The 19,932-nt window shown below is 28.3% G+C and carries 19 protein-coding genes; 17 read left to right on the top strand and 2 right to left on the bottom strand.

Translation table 11 applies throughout. From position 1 onward, the window contains the following. Positions 1-119 precede the first annotated feature (119 nt). The 12 genes from RH99_RS13000 to RH99_RS12945 all read left to right on the top strand — a co-directional run bounded on the left by RH99_RS13000 (position 120) and on the right by RH99_RS12945 (position 10,982). The gene (locus RH99_RS13000; protein ID WP_010238911.1) at positions 120-1,967 is read left to right on the top strand and encodes a TIGR03960 family B12-binding radical SAM protein; all 1,848 of its coding nucleotides are present in this window, start codon (positions 120-122) and stop codon (positions 1,965-1,967) included. Then, positions 1,945-2,670, top strand: coding sequence for a TIGR03936 family radical SAM-associated protein (locus RH99_RS12995; RefSeq protein WP_010238908.1), 726 nt, complete (start codon positions 1,945-1,947; stop codon positions 2,668-2,670). The genes RH99_RS13000 and RH99_RS12995 overlap by 23 nt, the downstream gene beginning before the upstream one ends. A gap of 45 nt (positions 2,671-2,715) precedes the next feature. Then, entirely contained in the window at positions 2,716-4,158 is a 1,443-nt protein-coding gene (locus RH99_RS12990) for an Rne/Rng family ribonuclease (RefSeq protein WP_010238905.1), read from the top strand. A gap of 130 nt (positions 4,159-4,288) precedes the next feature. Continuing rightward, the gene (rplU, locus tag RH99_RS12985) at positions 4,289-4,600 is read left to right on the top strand and encodes a 50S ribosomal protein L21 (RefSeq protein WP_010238902.1); all 312 of its coding nucleotides are present in this window, start codon (positions 4,289-4,291) and stop codon (positions 4,598-4,600) included. 2 nt (positions 4,601-4,602) lie between these two features. Next, the gene (locus RH99_RS12980; protein ID WP_010238900.1) at positions 4,603-4,932 is read left to right on the top strand and encodes a ribosomal-processing cysteine protease Prp; all 330 of its coding nucleotides are present in this window, start codon (positions 4,603-4,605) and stop codon (positions 4,930-4,932) included. Between the two features lies 1 nt (position 4,933). Further along, complete coding sequence (gene rpmA / locus RH99_RS12975) at positions 4,934-5,236, top strand: 50S ribosomal protein L27 (protein WP_010238899.1); 303 nt, start codon at positions 4,934-4,936, stop codon at positions 5,234-5,236. Positions 5,237-5,531: 295 nt separating this feature from the next. Then, a complete protein-coding gene (obgE, locus tag RH99_RS12970; RefSeq protein ID WP_010238898.1) occupies positions 5,532-6,806 on the top strand; it encodes a GTPase ObgE in 1,275 nt (424 codons plus the stop codon). An 11-nt stretch (positions 6,807-6,817) separates the two neighbouring features. Continuing rightward, on the top strand, positions 6,818-7,108 hold the full coding sequence (yhbY, locus tag RH99_RS12965) for a ribosome assembly RNA-binding protein YhbY (protein WP_010238897.1): 291 nt from the start codon (positions 6,818-6,820) through the stop codon (positions 7,106-7,108). A gap of 142 nt (positions 7,109-7,250) precedes the next feature. Next, positions 7,251-7,850, top strand: coding sequence for a nicotinate-nucleotide adenylyltransferase (gene nadD, locus RH99_RS12960; protein ID WP_010238896.1), 600 nt, complete (start codon positions 7,251-7,253; stop codon positions 7,848-7,850). Between the two features lie 12 nt (positions 7,851-7,862). Next, entirely contained in the window at positions 7,863-8,432 is a 570-nt protein-coding gene (gene yqeK / locus RH99_RS12955) for a bis(5'-nucleosyl)-tetraphosphatase (symmetrical) YqeK (protein ID WP_010238895.1), read from the top strand. A 188-nt stretch (positions 8,433-8,620) separates the two neighbouring features. Next, on the top strand, positions 8,621-9,868 hold the full coding sequence (locus tag RH99_RS12950) for an LCP family protein (protein WP_010238892.1): 1,248 nt from the start codon (positions 8,621-8,623) through the stop codon (positions 9,866-9,868). A gap of 223 nt (positions 9,869-10,091) precedes the next feature. Next, positions 10,092-10,982: an RluA family pseudouridine synthase gene (locus RH99_RS12945; RefSeq protein WP_010238890.1), complete on the top strand. Its 891-nt coding sequence runs from the start codon at positions 10,092-10,094 to the stop codon at positions 10,980-10,982. 39 nt (positions 10,983-11,021) lie between these two features. On the opposite strand, the gene RH99_RS12940 is transcribed toward RH99_RS12945, so the two are convergent. After that, positions 11,022-12,320 carry a D-alanyl-D-alanine carboxypeptidase family protein gene (locus tag RH99_RS12940; protein WP_010238888.1) on the bottom strand — a complete coding sequence of 433 codons (1,299 nt, stop codon included), beginning with the start codon at positions 12,318-12,320 and terminating at the stop codon, positions 11,022-11,024. 125 nt (positions 12,321-12,445) lie between these two features. Between RH99_RS12940 and RH99_RS12935 the strand changes: the two genes are divergently transcribed. Further along, positions 12,446-13,102 carry a ComEA family DNA-binding protein gene (locus RH99_RS12935; protein ID WP_010238886.1) on the top strand — a complete coding sequence of 219 codons (657 nt, stop codon included), beginning with the start codon at positions 12,446-12,448 and terminating at the stop codon, positions 13,100-13,102. Positions 13,103-13,314: 212 nt separating this feature from the next. After that, positions 13,315-14,394, top strand: coding sequence for an RDD family protein (locus tag RH99_RS12930; RefSeq protein WP_010238883.1), 1,080 nt, complete (start codon positions 13,315-13,317; stop codon positions 14,392-14,394). 53 nt (positions 14,395-14,447) lie between these two features. Here RH99_RS12930 and RH99_RS12925 read toward each other — a convergent pair whose 3' ends face one another. Then, the gene (locus RH99_RS12925) at positions 14,448-14,969 is read right to left on the bottom strand and encodes a hypothetical protein (protein ID WP_010238880.1); all 522 of its coding nucleotides are present in this window, start codon (positions 14,967-14,969) and stop codon (positions 14,448-14,450) included. A 250-nt stretch (positions 14,970-15,219) separates the two neighbouring features. Here RH99_RS12925 and RH99_RS12920 point away from each other — a divergent pair, with 250 nt between their 5' ends. The 3 genes from RH99_RS12920 (at position 15,220) to RH99_RS12910 (ending at position 19,867) form a co-directional block, all read left to right on the top strand. After that, complete coding sequence (locus RH99_RS12920; protein ID WP_010238878.1) at positions 15,220-17,826, top strand: P-type ATPase actuator domain-containing protein; 2,607 nt, start codon at positions 15,220-15,222, stop codon at positions 17,824-17,826. 71 nt (positions 17,827-17,897) lie between these two features. Further along, positions 17,898-18,188: a hypothetical protein gene (locus tag RH99_RS12915; protein ID WP_010238875.1), complete on the top strand. Its 291-nt coding sequence runs from the start codon at positions 17,898-17,900 to the stop codon at positions 18,186-18,188. Beyond that, the gene (locus RH99_RS12910) at positions 18,188-19,867 is read left to right on the top strand and encodes a ComEC/Rec2 family competence protein (protein WP_010238873.1); all 1,680 of its coding nucleotides are present in this window, start codon (positions 18,188-18,190) and stop codon (positions 19,865-19,867) included. The genes RH99_RS12915 and RH99_RS12910 overlap by 1 nt, the downstream gene beginning before the upstream one ends. Positions 19,868-19,932: the final 65 nt, after the last annotated feature.

Here is a 19,932-nt window from a genome sequence, read left to right as displayed (position 1 = left end):
ACCTGAATTAAGACTTGCTTCAATAAGCTTTTCTATGATACCCTATAGAGGTTAATAGGTTAATATGTTAGAATATCAATGAATCTTAAAATGGATCAGCCAATGAGGAGGATATATAATTGAAAAAAATAACTGATGATATTTTACATAGAGTTGAAAAACCAGCTAGGTATACAGGCGGAGAATTTAACTCATGTATTAAAGATAAAAACAAGGTGGATATAAGATTTGCATTTTGCTTCCCTGACGTATATGAGGTAGGTATGTCACATCTTGGAATGAAGATACTTTATCACGTTTTAAATAAAAGAGAGGATACTTATTGTGAGAGAGCTTTTGCTCCTTGGCCGGATATGGAAAAGCTAATGAGAGAAAATGAAATACCTCTATATACTCTTGAAACAAAGAATTCCTTAGCGGATTTTGATTTTATAGGTTTTACACTTCAATATGAAATGAGTTATACAAATATTTTAAATATGCTTAATATGTCTGGAGTAGAAATAAGAGCATCAAAGAGAAAAGAAGAGGACCCAATAGTAATATGTGGAGGACCTTGTTCTTATAATCCAGAACCACTATATGATATAGCTGATATATTCTCTATTGGAGAAGGAGAAGAGCATTTAAATGAATTATTAGATTTATATAAAAAATTCAGTGGGAAAAGTAAAAGTGAATTTCTAAGAGAAGCTGCTAAAATAGAAGGAACTTATGTGCCAAGTCTTTATGAGGTTTACTATAAAGAAGATGGAACTATAAAAGAATTTAAACCAAGATATGAAGATGTACCTAAACGTATAAAGAAGAGAATAATTAAAAATTTCAATGAGGTAGAATATCCAGATAAATTAGTTGTACCCTATAATGAGATAGTTCATGATAGAATTATGCTTGAAACCTTTAGAGGGTGTACTAGGGGCTGCAGATTTTGCCAGGCAGGAATGATCTATAGACCAGTGAGAGAGAAAAAGTCAGATAAGTTATTGGAGACAGCGCAAAAGCTTATTGAAAATACTGGATATGATGAAATTTCACTGACTTCTTTAAGTATTTGTGATTATTCTGATATAGAGAATTTAATTAATTCTATGGTAGAAAAATATAAGGGAGAAAAAGTAGGAGTATCATTACCATCCCTTAGAATAGATTCTTTTTCAGTAGACTTAATAAAGGAAATTCAAAAGGTTAGAAAGACAGGGCTTACCTTTGCACCAGAAGCAGGATCACAGAGAATGAGAGATGTGATAAATAAAGGTGTAACAGAAGAAAATCTAATCAATTCAGTTAGAAGTGCTTTTAAAGCTGGGTGGTCTACTATCAAATTGTATTTTATGATAGGACTTCCTTTTGAAACTATAGAGGATGTTAAGGGCATAGCTTATTTAGCTAAAAAAGTCATAGAAGAATATTATAAGGTTCCAAAAGAGGACAGAAAAAAGGGATTAAAGGTTACTGCAAGTACTTCTATATTTGTACCTAAACCATTTACTCCATTCCAATGGGCGCCAATGGATAGAATGGATTCTGTAAGAGAAAAAATAGGTGAATTACAAAAAGTTATGGATAGAAGAGTAACTTACAATTGGCATGAAACACCAGTAAGCTATCTTGAATCAGTTTTTGCAAGGGGAGATAGAAGAATGTGTGATGTACTTATAAAGGCTTTTGAACAAGGGGCAAAATTTGATGGATGGTCTCAATATTTTGACTATGATCTATGGATGGAAGCCATGAAAGAGTGTAATGTGGATGGAGATTTTTATGCTTATAGAGAAAGAAGTTACGATGAAGTTCTTCCTTGGGATTTTATAGATATAGGTGTAAATAAAGAATTCCTAATTGAGGAAAATGAAAATGCAAAAATAGCAACTGTTACTCCAGATTGTAGAGGCGGGTGTAAAAATTGCGGTATTAATGTTAATTTTAAAGAGGGGAAGTGTTTTGAAGGTGCGATATTTAATTAAGTTTATAAAGGGTAGTAATGTTAAATTTGTTTCTCATCTTGATATTATGAGAACAATACAAAGAACCTTTAAAAGAGCTTCTCTAGCAGTGGATTATTCTAAGGGATTCAATCCACATATGAAGCTTTCCATTGCTCAGCCACTATCTGTAGGTATGTATTCTTTGGGTGATTATCTTGACATAGAATTCAAAGAAGAAGTGGACACTAGTGAAATAGAAAGAAGATTTAATGAAAGTTCCAATGAAAATATAAAGTTGTTGAAGGTGGTAGAAATTAAAGAACCTTATGATAAGGATGGGAAAAAGATTCCTCAGGCTATGGCAGCTATAGATGGAGCAAGCTATACCATGAATATAAAATATTTAAATACAGACAGTCTTAATAGTGAACTTGACAATATGCTTGAGATTAAAGAATGGAATGTTCTTAAAAAGACTAAAAGTGGTGAAAAAGAAGTCAATATTAAACCAATGGTAAAGGACTTAAAATTTATTGTAGAAAATAATTCACTTAATATAGAGGCAGAATTGGATTGTGGAAGTAGATCAAATCTATCTGCAGATCTTTTAGCAAAATATATAAAGCAGAATACTAAAAATGTGGATGGAAGAGCTTTTACAGAAATTGTTAGAACTGAGATGTATGGAATGCAAGATAAAAAGCTTATACCACTTTGGCAATATTTCCAGAATTATAGTTGATAATCTTATTTTAAAGGGTTAATTTTAAGATTAGAGGTGCTAAAGTTGAAAAATATATTTATTGAAAGACAAAAAAATTTACTTAGAATTGCTATAGTGGTAGAGAATAAACTAACAGAATGTTTTATTCAAGAAGAGGATACATTGGTTTATCCAGGTCAGATATATAAAGGCGTAGTCAAAAATATTGTACCTGCAATAAAATGTGCGTTTATAGATCTTGGTACAGGAAAAAATGGATATATGTACATGGATTCTAGGTTTAATAATATAAAATTAAAAAAAGGTGACGAGTTTCTAGTTGAAGTTATTAAGGAAAGTATGGGAACTAAAGGTCCAAAGGTTAGTAATAAAATTACTGTACCTGGTAGATATGCTGTAATTGAAACCTTAAATAATGAAATTTCTATATCAAAGAAAATAGTAAACGAAAATATAAAAGAACAGTTTAAAACATCTATAAAGAAACCTAAAGACGTAGGAGTTATGATAAGAACTAATGCAGAAAAAGTTACTATAGATGAAATAAATAATGAAATTGAAAGACTATATGGTGTGTATAGGGATATAGTTAAGAAAGGCAATTACTCAAATGAACCTGAACTTATATACAATGCAGGTGGTGTTTTAGGAAAAGTCCTTAGAGATATAGTTGATGAAAATACTGAAAAAATAATTATGAATGATAAAGATGATTTTATATTTATAAAAAATTATATAACAAATAAGGCTGATATGAATGCCAAGGTTGAGCATCATGGGCACAGCATTCCAATTATGGATTACTATGGTATTGAAAAAAAGATATTAGAGCTTAGAAAACATAAAATAGAACTTCCCTGTGGAGGTTCTATAGTAATTGATAAAACAGAGGCTATGTATGTTATTGATGTTAATTCAGGTAAAAACGTTAAGGAAAGAAATATTCGAAATACTGCGGAATTTACAAATATTCAAGCTGCCAAGGAAATTTCAAGACAAATTATACTTAGAAATTTAAGTGGAATAATAGTTATAGATTTTATAGATTTAGATGATATAAAGGCAAAAAATAAAATTTTGGATGCACTAAAGTATGGATTTAAGGAGGATAAAAATAAAACTATAATTTATCCTTTTACAGAATTAAATATTGTTCAGATAGCAAGACGAAGAAGAGGTAAATCTATATTAGATTATATAGAACAAAATTGTAAAGTGTGTTATGGTTCTGGAAAAATATTAAAACTATCCTATTTAACTAATTTGCTTAGAAATAAAGTGATTAGAATTGATGCTGAAAATATAAGTAAGCATATTTATATTGAAATTAGCCAGGAATACAAATTAACTATATTAAAGTATATAGTTAAATTTGTAAAATCCATAGAATCAGAAGAAAAAAGTGTTTATATTAAATTTATAAAGGATATGGATACATATAAGGTGGAACCTTTAATCTTTAAAAGTCAAATAGAAGATTGTAATATATATAAAATATATGGATAATTTTATTTACAAATCTTATTATCTATGTTAGAATGGCATTTGTAGACCGCACACATAAGGTTTTACATAAACATAAAATTTTTAATTTTATGTACCTGAGTTGGCGAGACTGGTTTGAGGAGGTGTTTTAATGTACGCAGTAGTAGTTACTGGAGGAAAACAATACAAAGTTTCAGAAGGAGACGTAATATTCGTTGAAAAACTAGAAGCTGAAGTTGATTCCAATGTTGAATTAACAAATGTTCTTGCAGTTAGTAAAGAAGAAGGACTTGTTATAGGTAAACCTGTAGTTGAAGGAGCTAAAGTTGTTGCTAAAGTAGCACAACAGGGAAAAGCTAAAAAGGTTATAGTATTTAAATATAAACGTAAAAAAGACTACAGAAGAAAACAAGGTCATAGACAACCTTATACTAAGCTTGTAATCGAAAAGATTGAAGCATAGTTATGATTAATGTTGTTTTTACAAAAAGACATAATTGTTTTATTTCTTTTAACATAAATGGTCATGCAGGTTATAGCGAAGAAGGCTATGACATTGTATGCAGTGCTGTATCGGCATTAGCCTATACCTTTGCCAATGGTATTACGGAAATTGCAGGTGCGAATGCCGAAATTAATGTTTGCGATGGATTTTTAAATTTAGATTTAAAAAATGAAACTTTGAGTAATATCAAAAAGTGTCAAATATTAATGGAGACAATGTTATCTGGAATACAGAATATGAAAATTAATTATAGTGATTATATAAGTGTAAAAGTAGAGGAGGTGCAGTGAAATGCTAGTTATGAATCTACAACTATTTGCTCATAAAAAAGGAGTAGGTAGTTCAAGAAATGGTAGAGATAGTGAATCTAAGAGACTTGGAGTTAAAAGTGCTGATGGTGAGTTTGTACTTGCTGGAAACATTTTAGTTAGACAAAGAGGAACAAAGATTCATCCTGGAGCTAATGTAGGTAAAGGATCTGATGATACTCTTTTTGCTAAAGTTGACGGAGTAGTTAAATACGAAAGAGTAGGTAGAGATAAGAAAAAAGCAAGTGTTTATCCTATAGCTATAGAAGAAAGCATTGCTGAATAACTAAGGGCACCCTTTATAGGGTGCTTTTTTAAACTTAATCATCAAAATATTGTAAATAGTAAAATAAAAAACTATTATATGGTAAATAATATTAATAAGTTGTATTTAATGTTATTTATTTTAATTTTAAATTTCAGTAGGTAAGTCTTATAAATAGTAATTATATAATATTGATTTTGAAAATAATAAGCTAGATATTTGGAAATAACAGCTTGAAATTATTTTGTAGCTTTATTTTTTATTTGAAAATATAGGAGCTTTTATAGATAAATTTATTAAGGTAAAGGTGAAGAGAATGTTTATTGATACAGCAAAAATATTTATAAAGTCTGGTAACGGGGGAAATGGTTCAGTTTCCTTTAGAAGAGAAAAATATGTACCGCTAGGTGGTCCAGATGGTGGAGATGGTGGAGATGGTGGAGATATAGTTTTCATAGCAGATCAAAATATGACCACTCTTTTGGATTTTACATATAAAAAGAAATATGCTGCAGAAGTTGGAGTGGCTGGTTCAGGAGCAAAATGTTATGGAAAAGATGGAAAAGACCTATATATCAAAGTTCCTATGGGTACTATAATTAGAGATGTTGAAACCGATAAAATTATTGTGGACTTATCTCATGCAGGTGATAAAGCTATTGTTGCTAAAGGTGGCAAAGGTGGAAAGGGAAATGCAAAGTTCTGTACACCTACAAGGCAAGCTCCAAATTTTGCGGAACCAGGTATGCCAGGAGAGGAGAGATACGTAAGTCTAGAACTTAAGCTTCTAGCAGACGTAGGTCTTATAGGATTCCCTAACGTGGGTAAATCTACGCTGCTTTCTATGGTATCTAAGGCAAAGCCTAAGATAGCAAATTATCATTTTACAACTATAAAACCTAATTTAGGAGTAGTTAGCTTGCCTGGAATTCAAGGCTTTGTCATGGCTGATATTCCTGGTATTATTGAAGGGGCGGCAGAAGGGATAGGACTTGGCTTACAGTTCTTAAGGCATATTGAAAGAACAAGACTTCTTATTCATGTAGTTGATATTTCAGGAAGTGAAGGAAGAGATCCTGTGGAGGATTTCATTAAAATAAATGATGAATTAAAAAAGTACAGTGTTAAACTTTGGGATAGGCCTCAAATAGTAGCAGCAAATAAAAGTGATATTTCCTATGATGATACAAATTTTAATACTTTTAAAGAAAAATTAAATGAAATGGGATATAAAAATATTTTTAAAATTTCAGCAGCTACAAGATATGGTATTGATGATCTATTAAAAGAAGCTGCAAAACAACTTTCCGAGATACCAGTTACAGAACTTGAAATTAGTGAAGATGAAAAATTTGTACCAGAAGAAAAGAAATTCACTTATGATATTCATAAGGAAGATAATGTTTATATAGTGGAAGGCTCATTTGTTGATAGATTACTAGATACTGTAAATGTAAATGATCCAGAGTCACTAATGTATTTTCACAAAGTACTTAGAAATAAGGGAATTATTGATGAATTGATGAAGATGGGTATAAAAGACGGAGAACTAGTGAGCTTGAATGATTTTGAATTTGAGTTTTTATTATAGGAGGAAATTTAATGATAAGTAGTAAACAAAGAAGCTATTTGAGAGGCTTAGCTAATACAATTCAGCCAATATTCCAGGTTGGCAAAAATGACATGGAAGAAACCTTCATGAAGCAGGTTGACGATGCTCTTAAGGCCAGGGAACTAATAAAGATTACTGTACTTGAAACTAGCGACTACAGTGCTAGAGAAGCCAGTGATTTACTTTGCAAGAAGCTTAAGTGTGAAGGAGTTCAGGCTATAGGAAGAAAATTTGTATTATACAGAAGATCAAAAGATAAGGCTAAAATAGAATTACCATAAACTCAATCTAATTGGATGGGGCTCATTGCTTCATCTGATTATTTTATATTTGGAATAATTATTCCAATGAATTACATATATTGGAATTAAAAATATGATATAATATATTCAATTAATTATTTTTAATTAGAGAGGGATTAAAATGAAAAAAGGCATTTTAGGAGGGACTTTTGATCCCCTTCATAATGGGCATTTAAATATTGCTTATGAAGCAGCTGAAAGATTAAATTTAGATAGAATAGTTTTTATACCTACAGGTAATCCACCACATAAGAGAGACAAGATGGTAACGGATGCATCAATAAGATATAATATGGTAGAAAAGGCAATAAAAGATGAATCTATTTTTGAAATTGATCATTATGAAATATCTAAAAAGACGCTAAGTTTTACTTATGAAACTTTAGAATATCTCAGTGAAAAAGAGCCAGATACTCAGTGGTATTTCATAACTGGAGCTGATTGTCTTATTGAAATAGAAAATTGGAATAACGTTAAAATAATACTTGATCTTTGTAAACTTGTAGTATTTAATAGGTCAGGATATACTATGGATGAAATCCAAAAGCAGAAAGAAACTATTGAAAAAAAATATGATAAAGATATTATATTTTTAAACTTGCCTTTAATGGATATATCAGCATCTTATATAAGAAAAAAGGTAAGAGAGTATAAAAATATAGATTATTTAGTACCTAGTACTATTTCAAAAGATATTAAAAGATTAAGACTTTATGAGTGAGGTGAATTTTTTATGTGGAATGAGGCTAAGATGGAAGAATATCTTAAAAAAAATTTAAAAGAGGCACGATTAAATCACAGCTTTGGAGTAAGAGATACTGCAGAAATGCTTGCTAAAAAATATGGAGAAGATTCCTATAAAGCTAGGATTGCAGGACTTATACACGATTGTGCAAAGCAGATGGATAAGAATAAAATACTAGATATTTGTACTGAAAATGGATATAAATTAGATTATATTGTAAGTAAGAATCCAGGAATTATGCATGGCGCAGCTGGGGCCATAATTGCAAAAAAAGTAATGGAAGTTGAAGATGAAGATATATTGAATGCTATTGAATATCATACTACTGGAAGAAAAAATATGAGCTTATTAGAAAAAATAGTTTATTTAGCAGATTATATAGAGCCTTCAAGAGATTTCCCAGGAGTAGATAAGCTAAGAGAAACAGTAAATAAGGATTTAAATAAGGGGTTATTACTTTCATTTAACTCTACTATTGAATTAATTATTTCAAGGGGAGATTTAATTCATTTAAATACTATAGAGGCAAGAAATTATATTATATGTAATGAAAAGTAGAGTGAATTAAGGCATGTGAAAATAAATAACAAGTCAAAGATGAGACGTCTATTTTGAAATATACAAGGAAACAGGTTCTGATGATAGTGGTGCTATCAGAGGGTTCTGCTGACGCAGTAGAATTCAAAATAGGCTAGCATACTGACTAGTTATTTATTTGAATGTGCCTAAAGGGGGACAAAGAAAAAATGTTCAAGTTCAAAAAACTAACAAAAGTAGCTATAATTATAGCTTTAGCTATAATTGTATGTATTGGGGTTGGAGTTACGTGTTTTACGGCATTTTATCTATCTAGTACAAATAGTAAATCAAATTCAATTAATGTTATGGCTTCGTCACCATCAAAGGATGAGGCTGTAAATATATTGCTAGCAGGAGTTGATATTGGATCCAATAATTCAGGTGATACCATAAAAAGAGATACTACAAAGAAAGCAAATTCAATAGTACTTCTTCACTATGAACCTACAAATAAAAATTTAAAGATTATTTCAATTCCAAGAGATACTATGATAAAGATTGACAGTAAGAGACAAAAAATTAATATGTCAAATTCTGTAGATGGACCAAAATATCTTGTAAATAATGTTCAAACATTAATGAATACTAAAATAAACTATTATGTGCAACTTGACTATAGTGCATTTAGAAATATAATTGATTCTCTTGGAGGAATAGATGTAAATATAGATAAAAAGATGAATTATGATGATAATGTACAAAATTTGCATATAGATTTTAATAAAGGTGTAACACATTTAAATGGTGAAAAGGCGGAACAGTATTTTAGATGGGTTAAAAATAATGCCAGTAAAGACTTAGATGGCGATGATTTGGAAAGAATAAGAAATCAGCATACAGTTATTGATGCAGTGATAAAAAAATTTAGTAGATTTTCTACTGTATTTAAATATCCTTCAATAATATCTGCTGTTTCAAAAAATGTAGAAACTAATATGAGTCCTAATCAAATTATGAAGTATGCACGTACTTTTAGTAATTTAAAAAGTCAGAATATAAGTATAACTACTGCTAAGGGATTGAATGCTACTGTGGAGGATGAAAAATATTATTTAATAGATACAGCTGGTAATAGCAGTAATCTTTCTAAGGACAAGACAGTTAATAAAGCAGATGAAATAAACAAAGCCAATTTAAAAATTGATATACAAAATGGAACTGATAAAAATGGATTGGCAAAAAATTATAAAACAGCTCTTAATAAGAAGGGCTTTACTAACATAACTACTGGAAATGTTGCGAAAAAGCCAGTAAATTTAACTAAGGTTACTTTTTATGGTGTTGATGAAAATAAATTAATTCAGATAAAAAATAGTATGGGAGATTTTATAAAGACAGATAATTATGAACTCATACCACAAAAAAGTTCTACCCGTCAGGTGGTAATTGTATTGGGAAATGATTTAGTCAAGTGAGAATAAATGAACAACTTAGGCATGTGAAAATAAATAACAAGTCAAAGATGCGACGTCTATTTTGAATTATACAAGGGAACAGGTCCTGATGATAGTGGTGCTATCAGAGGGTTCTGCTGACGCAGTAGAATTCAAAATGGGCTAGCATACTGACTAGTTATTTATTTGAATGTGCCTTAAAGATACGTTAAATGACAAATAGGCTTAAAGAGGGTATATATATATGGATAATAAACTTAAATATTATATAGAAAAAGATGATGCTGATACCAAGATAAGAGAGTTTTTAAAGCACAAAATAAACCTTTCTACTAGATTTATAAAGAGTGCTGCAATAGAAAAAAGAATAACCGTTAATGGCTGTGCTGTAAAGATGAATTATGTGCTGAGATTAGGGAATAAAGTAGAAATAGATACCTTTAGAGATGAAAATCAAAATATAATTCCTGAAAAGATGGATATTTCAGTAGTATATGAAGATCAAGATTTAATAGTTGTAAATAAACCTGCTGGAATTGTGGTTCATCCAACTAAAAGTTACACAGGAGGTACTCTTGCTAATGGTCTCCTGTACTATTTTAAGGAAAAGGGAGAAAAATGCATAGTAAGGCTGGTAAGTAGGCTTGATATGGATACCTCAGGGCTTATTTTAGTGGCAAAAAATCAATTTGCTCATATGTCTTTAGCTAGAGATATGAAACTTGATAGTTTTAAAAAGGGTTATATGGCTTTAGTAAAAGGGAACTTAAAAGAAAAGGTTGGTACTATCGATAAGCCTATATACAGAACGGAAGAAGATATAAGAAGAATAATAGATGATAGAGGTCAGAGCAGTATTACTCATTATGAAGTAATTGAAAGTTTTACAGAGGGAGATCTTATAAAGCTTCAATTGGAAACAGGAAGAACTCATCAGATAAGGGTCCATCTAAATAGTATTGGTCATCCAATTTTAGGAGATACTTTATATGGTGGAGAGGATAACAATATTATTAAAAGGCAGGCACTTCATGCCTATAAGTTAAGTTTTCCTCATCCTAGAGATGGCAAGATTGTTGAACTTGAAATAGATTTACCTAAAGATATAAAAGAATTGATAGAAAAACTAAAATAAGAAAATATAAATAGAAAGGACAGCTCAAAGCTGTCCTTTCTATTTATATTTATATTTATATCCTCTGTACCTTCTCTTCTTTGCAGCTGCAATTCTTTTAAGTCTATAAATATTTAAAAGAAACAAAATTACTAGTATTCCTATTATATAGGAAATTTTATTATCTTTAAAACTCTTTGGAATAAGCTTATTAATTGAACTGTTTTTAGGGTTATAATCTGAGCTGCTAATTAGTTTAATAGTACCGATGTTCTTACCATTTAATTTTAAAGCTAAATTTGAAACAGCATCTCCCTTATGAAAATATTTGTTTTTTAAGGATTCATCATTGAAATTAAAAGTAGGTTCTTTATTAGAATTTTTCTCATTTACGTAATAAAAATCTTTATCAGCTAAAAGAGAAATTTTATTGCCATCATCCTCATTAAAAGTTGTTACTACATCACCTTTCGAATACATTTTTTTTAAGTCAAAATTATTGAATCCATAATCAAGGAGAGTCCGCGCATCTTGAAAGAAAGTTTTATCCTTACTATGTAAAATTGTAACTATAAGCCTATGATTATCCCTTGTAGCACAAGCTACATAGGAATGAAGAGATTGTATTGTATAACCAGTTTTACCACCTTCAACTCCTGGATAATAATAATTAGGAAGATTTTTATAAACTAATTTATTTTCATTATTAAGAGTTCTGTCACGTTTAGTTTTGTTAGGATCAGTTTTATTTGTAGATGCCATAGTATAACTAGTGGTAGTAGCAATTTCAGAAAATTCTGGATGGGTTGCAAGTTCTCTTAATATAAGAGCCAAATCCTTAGCTGAAACCTTGTGATTTTGATCATAGAGGCCATTTGGGTTTTGAAAGCTTGCAGTGGTACATCCAAGTTCTTTAGCTCTTTTATTCATAAGTTTAGCAAATTCAGGAACAGAACCACTTATATGCTCTGCAAGGGCTACTGCTGAATCATTAGCAGAACGTAGGAGAAGTCCATATAGTAAGTCTTTTACAGTAACCTGTTCTCCATTTTGCAGAACTAGGGTATTACCATCTAAGAGCGTGTGATTTTTATTAGTAAAATCATTATTGATAGTAACTACGTCATCTAATTTACAATTTTCTAAGGTTAAAAGAGCAGTCATTATTTTTGTAGTAGAGGCAGGAGGAAAAGTCTCATCTATATTTTTCCCATATAATATTTTACCTGTGGTTGCATCCATTAAAACTATACCGTCTCCAGCTACATTGGGTGGTGTTAAGGTGGCTGCATTAGTTTTAACTGATATAGTTGTAACTAATAATAAAATTGTAATAGTAATTGCAATTAATCGTTTCATGCGTACCTCCTAAAATATTTGTTCTCGTAACAGTATAGCAAAAAAAATATGCTATGGCAAAATAATTAAAAAAAGACTAATTTTTTTACAATTTGTTAATAATCTATTTTAAGGAGGATTTATCTATGAAAAAAAAGAAGATTTTTGGATCTTTAATAATTCTATCTGTATTCTTAATGTTTTTATTTGTAGGATATAAGATGCAAAGTACAAAAGAAATTCAGAATGATAAGGATATGTCAATATATAAAGAAAACAATGTAGAGTATGCAAGTAAAGTACAACAGACTAATGAGGTTAAAAATGCAAAGGACAATGATGGTAAAAAGGAAATTAAAGCACAAATTTATGGTGAGATTAAAAAACCAGGAGTATATTCTCTAAAAAATGGAGATAGGATTAAGGATCTTATAGACTTAGCTGGTGGATTTGTAGATAATGCAAATCAGTATAGTGTAAATGGAGCAAAGAAAGTAGTAGATGGAGATAATATTGAAATAAAATCTAAAGAGGATAAGAGTAATGATAACAATAACAGTACTGTAAAAAATAGTTCTTCTAATTTAACTTCTAGTAATGAAAATGAGAAATTAGATATAAACTCTGCCTCAGAGGATGATATAGTAAATAAAAAAATACCAGGGATAGGAAAGGGATTAGCAAAAAAAATTGTTCAGTATAGGGATAGTAATAATGGAAGAATAGCTTCCAAGCAAGAGTTGGAAAAGGCCATAGGACCTAAAAGGGCTGAGAAGCTTATGGAATACATAGAGTTAAATTAAAATTAAATTATTAGTATTTTGTAATAATTTATAGAGTTTTCTAATATTAAGTATAGAAGGTATAAGGCATATGAAAATAAATAGTAAGTCAAAGATGCCTAGTTGTTTATTTGAATGTGCCTAAGCCATAGGAAAGAAAATAAAAATCTAAGTATAAGTAGTACAATGATTAGATATTTCTTTAAAAAGGCTGAAGATGGAAGGTTTTTTATATGGATATAAAAACTGTTACATCCAAATATAATTTTAGTATCTTAATATTAAGATTTCTTGCTATATGTATTGATATATTAGTGTTTTTAGTAGCTTTTTTATATTTGGAATTATTATTTAAGGGAAGAATAGACATTAACATTATGATAACATTTTTTTCTATTGTGTTTATATACTATTCGCTATTTGAGGGCGTAACGGGTTATACCTGGGGAAAGCTTGTGGTAGGAATAAAGGTAGTAAATGAAGATTTATCAGTACCGGGATTCTCAAAAGGTATAGCAAGAACTGCTGTAAAATTTTTAGAGTTTAATCCCATTTTTCTTTTGGGAACTCCAACTCTATTGTTTATATTAATTACAAAAAATAAAAAGAGATTTGGAGACATACTTACTAATACTTATATATTAAGGACAAAAAATTTATTAGAATTAAATGAAATAAACATTAATAAAGAAATTTCACAGGAAAATGAAAATAAAGGTAATTCAGTAAAAGATATAAACTATAAGAATATAATTAAATACAAAGTGATGCCAATTGTATTTAGTATATTTTTTATTATTGCAGTATATAAGTTATCTTTATACAAGTACACAAATTATCAGCAAATTTTAAGTGCTTTTCAGGATAAATACCAAATAACTGTACCTTTAGGATGGAGAGAAAATAGAAAGCTTAATGGAGATGCAGCACTTCAAGCATCTGATGAAGAAAATAAAAATTATATTATTGTTATATGTGAAGAAAAACAGAGTATTTTAAAGAATCTAACATTAGATCAGTATTCTAAGGTTGCAGTAAATCATATAGATAAGAGTATTGATAATTGTAAAATAATAAGTTCAACTAACATTAAGATAAACAATTATAGAGGCATATTATTTGAAATAACAGGAGTTGTAGAGAAGACAAAAGTAAGATATTTATATGTGATTCTTGAAACTAAGGACAATTTTAATCAAATAATGGCATGGACTTTAGACAAAAATTATACTTATAATAAAGAAAAATTACTGAAAATCATAAGAAGCTTTAAAGAAGATGAAGAAAAGTTAAATAAAAACGAAAGTATATAAATAAAATGCTCTTAGGAACATTTTAAGTTCTAAGAGCATCAATAAGCAAAACATCAATAAAAGTATTCATCATATAATTTATTAGTACATCCATAATCAATCAATACAGGTTTTTTATCTAATATACCCCAAGATGATATTGTCTTTATGTCAGGATAGAGTAAATCATAATGTTTTGCTATTCTTTTTATAGTCTGAAAAAATTCGCTGTCTGGCTTAATATTAGTAAACTCAAAAATATTTCCATGCTTTAATTTGAGCATTTCGGTAAAAGGAAGAGCCTTTCTCATAACTATCATCCCTTCTTTATACCAGACTATAGGACAAAAATATTTTCTGTGTTTTTCATCAACACTTGTATAAATGTAATTCTCTGTTCTAGATTGATACTTCCCAGTTCTATTTTTTGATATTTTAATTACAAAATTTTCATCAAATTCATAAACCATTCTACTTGCGCCTTGACCTAAAAATTTATAATTATCTTTTAAGTTGTGACGTAAATGATGACGGTCAATAGAATATAGACTATCAAATATATCCACTGGAATGTTTGGGTTATTTGAAGTATCCATAAAAATCCCTCCCATTGCTATTGCAGTAGAATAATAAATTATTCTTCATTATTAATATATAAAATCTTCAATGGAAGTGACTATGATTTTAAAATTTATAGATGATTTTTTTTATATATTTAACAAAACCCTATATTTTAGTATAATGAAAGTGCATGTTTTATTTAATATAGTAATATTAGAGGTAATAAGGAATATTTTAAATGTTTATTTTTAAGGTATCCTACTTATTTATGGGGGTAAATATTTTATGACTGATTGGTACAATCTATCTTGGAATGACGTAGTGAATCTATTCCAAAGTAATACTAATAGAGGATTAGATCAAAATAAGGTTTTAATAAATAGAGAAACTTTCGGTACAAATTTAATAGAAGATACAGAAAAAAAATTATTTATTAAATCTATACTTAAGGAAATTCTTAGACCTTGGATATTCTCTTTGCTTGCTAGCTCTATACTATACTTTTTCATAGGTAGTTTTATTTCCGGGATGATTATATTGGTTATAGCTTCTATAAATTTATGTATAATTATTAGGGAAAACTATAGAGATCAAAAAAAGTTTATATTATTGGACAAGGTTAATTTTGGAATGTCAACTATAATAAGAAATGGGAACTTATTAAATATAAAAAATGAAGAAATTGTAGTTGGTGATATAGTTGTTTATAAAAAGGGAAGTATTATACCAGCAGATATGAGAATAACTAATTGTGATAATTTGACAGTAACAGAAGAATCTGTTACTGGAGATTCTAATATAATTGAAAAGTATTCTGCAAAAATTGTTCAAAATGATTTGGAATTAGCTGAAATGAGAAATATTTTATTTAAATCATCTGTGATAAAAAGTGGAAATGGTGAAGGTATCGTAGTGGCAGTAGGACAAAATACAGAAATTGGTAGGCTTGTGAAAAGTCTTCTTAATACAGAGAAAAGTAAGAATAGTTTTTATAAGAGGATATATAATGTTTTAGATAAATTAGCTATAGTAGGATTTTTAGGAGTGATAATAGGATTTATTATTAAGATTTCTTCAGGAAGCAGTAATCAGGATATTATATTTACTTTAGCTGCAATTCTAACAACAGAGTTTCCAATTGGATTGATATCAATAATATATTTAATTAATTTAATTATTAAAAAAAATATGGCTAAGAATAATATATTTATAAATAATGTTTCAAAAATACAAGATATATCAAATACAAGTATTCTGTTTACGAAAAAGGAAGAAATATTTACACAAAAATTAATGAGTGTAAAAAACATTTATGATACGAAAAAAATTCAAGATATAGAAAAGAGTTTTATTATAAATGACAATACAAAAAGGATTATGGAAACAGGAATTTTATGTAATGATTCTAAGTTAACAGATAATAATAATGAGAAGGATAATTTAGTAGAAGAAGCTTTTGTATCCTTTGGAGATAGGCATAGTATGAATAAGAGTACTATGGATAGAACTCAAAAGAGAATATTTAAACTACCTTATGATAGAGAATATGCTATAAAGACCACAGTAAATAAAATAGATAGAAAATATAGAGCTTATGTAAAAGGTACAGTAGAAGTTTTAATTGATAGATGCACTCATATTATGAAAAATGGCATTGAAAGAGAACTAACTAAAGATGACATAGAAGATATTAAGAATGCAGATATAAATATGTCAAATCAATGTCTTTATGTATTAGGATTTGCTTATAGAAATTTTAACTATAAGCCAAGAAAGAATGAGAATATAGAGAGTAATCTTATATTTTCAGGATTAGTAGGATTTGATACTCCATTAAAAGAAGGGGTAAATGAGGATATTGAAAGATGTAGACGTATGTCAATAAAACCAGTAATCTTTATTGAAGACAGTAAACTTACCGCAGGTGCATTTGGAAAAAAAATTGGTGTTATAAATTCTGTAGATATGATTATATCAGATTTAGAAATGGATTATATGGATAACAGTGAAGTAGAGAAAACCATAGAAAAAGTTAGCGTTTTTTCAAGAATACAATCCTATAATAAATTAAAAATAATAAGTAAGTATAAAGATTCTAATTATAATATTATTTCAATTGGAAATAATATTATTGATTTACCATCGCTTTTAAAATCTGGACTATACATTTCCTTTGGGAATAATTGCAATAGAGTTGTAAAAGAACTCAGTGATGTTTATGTAGAAAAAATTGACTTTAGTAGTATTCTAAACTTAATAGAAGAAAGTAAACATTTAATATATACACTAAGAGAAATTGTTAAATTTTTATTGATCTTTAGTTTGGGTGAGTTTATAGCGTGTATTTTATCTGTAGGATTTAATTTATATATTCCATTTTATTTTAAACATATATTTTGGAATTACATATTTAATGGATTTTTATTTTCATTAGCAATTTTTTTATCAAGAAAGCAGGGAAAAATATATGAAGATAGAGGAAATATAATAAATGATAATGTATTTAAGTATTTTAAAAAGTATATATTATTAGATTCTATTTTATTAGGAAGTATAACCTTTTTGGGACTTTATATTGCTCATACTAATAAGAGTAGCTCTTATGAAACTATAGCTTTATCAATTTTGTATTTTTCACAAATAATATTATTAATAAAAAAAGAAACGTTGAAAAATGTATATTTTGTTACTATTTTAATACTTTATTTTATATTTAATTCTGCTGCTCTTTACACTAGTATTGGTCAGAAGTTAATGGGGTTAAAGAAAATAAATGCGAATGATATAAAAACTATAGTAGTATTAATAGGAGTGTATATTGTAATGACAATTTTAAAAAAAATATTTGAAGAAAAAAATAGTTATGAATTAGAGGAGATGGATAAATTTTAATTGATTTATAATAATACTTTGTTTAAACCTCAATGTTATTGGATAAGATAATAACACGGAGGTGAATAGATATGATGGAAGATATTTTTGAAACTGTCAAAGAGGGAAGTAATACTATATTTCTCGATATACCAAAGGAAGATTTTTTATTTAAGTATAATGATTTAAATAGGGGTTCAGCGCAAAATTTAGTAGACAATTATTTTAAAGAAAAAGGTAGAGATGGTATACCACAGGTTAAAGAAATAAGTTGTGATGATCATAAAGGAACAATGAAAATTACTGTTGATGTTAATTATAATAGAGATTTTAAACTTGAAGAGTATAAAATTCCAGATTCATTAAATGAGGCAAGAAAATAATGGATAAGCCTCTTATATATTTTTGTATTTCCATGGCAATAGGATGTTTTTGTGCTTTAATTTTACAGAATAATTTACTTCTAGATGTAGCTATTGCTACATCTTTCTTAATATGTATGTTCTTAACTTGTGAGAAAAAATATTTTTTTATTATAACAGGTTTTTTTATAGTGGGATTTTTAAGCTTTAATCTGTACTTTAATATTAATCTAAACAACAAGACCACTTATGTAGTTAGAATCATTACAAAAAATAAATTTTATGCTATAGGAAGTTATGAAGGAAGAAACATAAACCTCAGTGGAAATATACTTGATGTAAATCAAGGAGAAAAGATAACTATAACGGGAGATTTTAAAAGGGAAATAGATTTTAAAAGTGGTTCAATAGGAACTCTTAAGGTAAAAGAAGTTAAACAAAAACAAAATGATATGATTTCAAAATTATATTCCTTCAGAAAAGACATATATAGAAAGTTCTATTGGAGACTAGGAGAGAATAATACTGCTAAAATAATGTCTGTAGCCTTTGGAGACACATCATATTTGTCTTTAGAGGATAAGTATGATTTTAAAAAGCTAGGTATAGTACATGTTATAAGTGTATCTGGTTTACATATAATTATAATCTTTAAGGCACTGGAAAGTTTTTTAAATTTAGAAATATCAATTCTTGTTGCTGCAATATATGCAATATTTACAGGGGCTCAAGCCGCCACTATAAGATCTCTTATAATGATAATTATATTGAAGCTTTCAAAAAAATTTAGTAAAAATTATGATACTTACTCATCATTGAGTATGGCAGCTATGCTTTTATTATTTGTTAAACCCTATTATATTATAGATATAGGGTTTGCACTTTCTTTTTTATCAACCTTGGGTATAAGTTTATTCTATAAAAAATTATCCAAGACCTTATATAAATTACCTAATAAAATAAATGAAAGTATAAGCTTGACTTTAAGTGCACAATCTCTTTCTATGCCCTATGTTTTATTTACCATTAAGAATTTTGCCCTTGGATTCTTACTTGGAGATTTTTTTCTAATTCCACTATACTCAATTCTGGTAGTTTTAGCAAATATAGCTTTAGTTACATCCTTTATAAGACCTATTTTTAACATTATGTGTATTCCTATAAATATTATAATGATAGCTATTAATGGGGGTACAGCCTTACTTATGAAAATTGCACCGCCTATGATTTATTTTTCATACATAAATATAATATTTATTTTATCATTATATTTATGTTATATGTTTGTAAAAAAGGGATATTCAAAATTTAAATTTGCTCCTATAATATTGTTTTTATCTATGTTAGTGTATCAATATAACTTTTTACCTAAGATAGAACATGTAAGTTTAAAGAGTGGAAGTGGGTTCATAGTAAGATACAAGGGAAAAGATATTTTAGTATCTAACTATAAAATAAAAGATGATGAAGAAAAACATGAAATTCAGGGAAGATTCAATGTAAATAGTTTTATGACTAACTATGATTCTGATTACAAAATTATAGTAAACAAAAAATACTTAATTTACATTCCAAAATGTGAAGGTATAAATAATAATCATATAAAAGTTACAAAAATGGATAATAAAACTTCGCTTATTGATTTTAGTTCAGATACTGTGCAGTATAAATCTATAAATGGAAGTAAGGATATGATATAATAAAATTTAGATAGTAATAAGAAAAATAAAAGTAATTGATTTACCTAAGAGTAATATAAACTTTC

The sequence above is a fragment of the Clostridium arbusti SL206 genome (assembly GCF_000246895.1).
GTDB lineage: Bacteria > Bacillota > Clostridia > Clostridiales > Clostridiaceae > Clostridium_I > Clostridium_I arbusti.
This window is presented reverse-complemented; position numbering and strand designations above follow the sequence as displayed.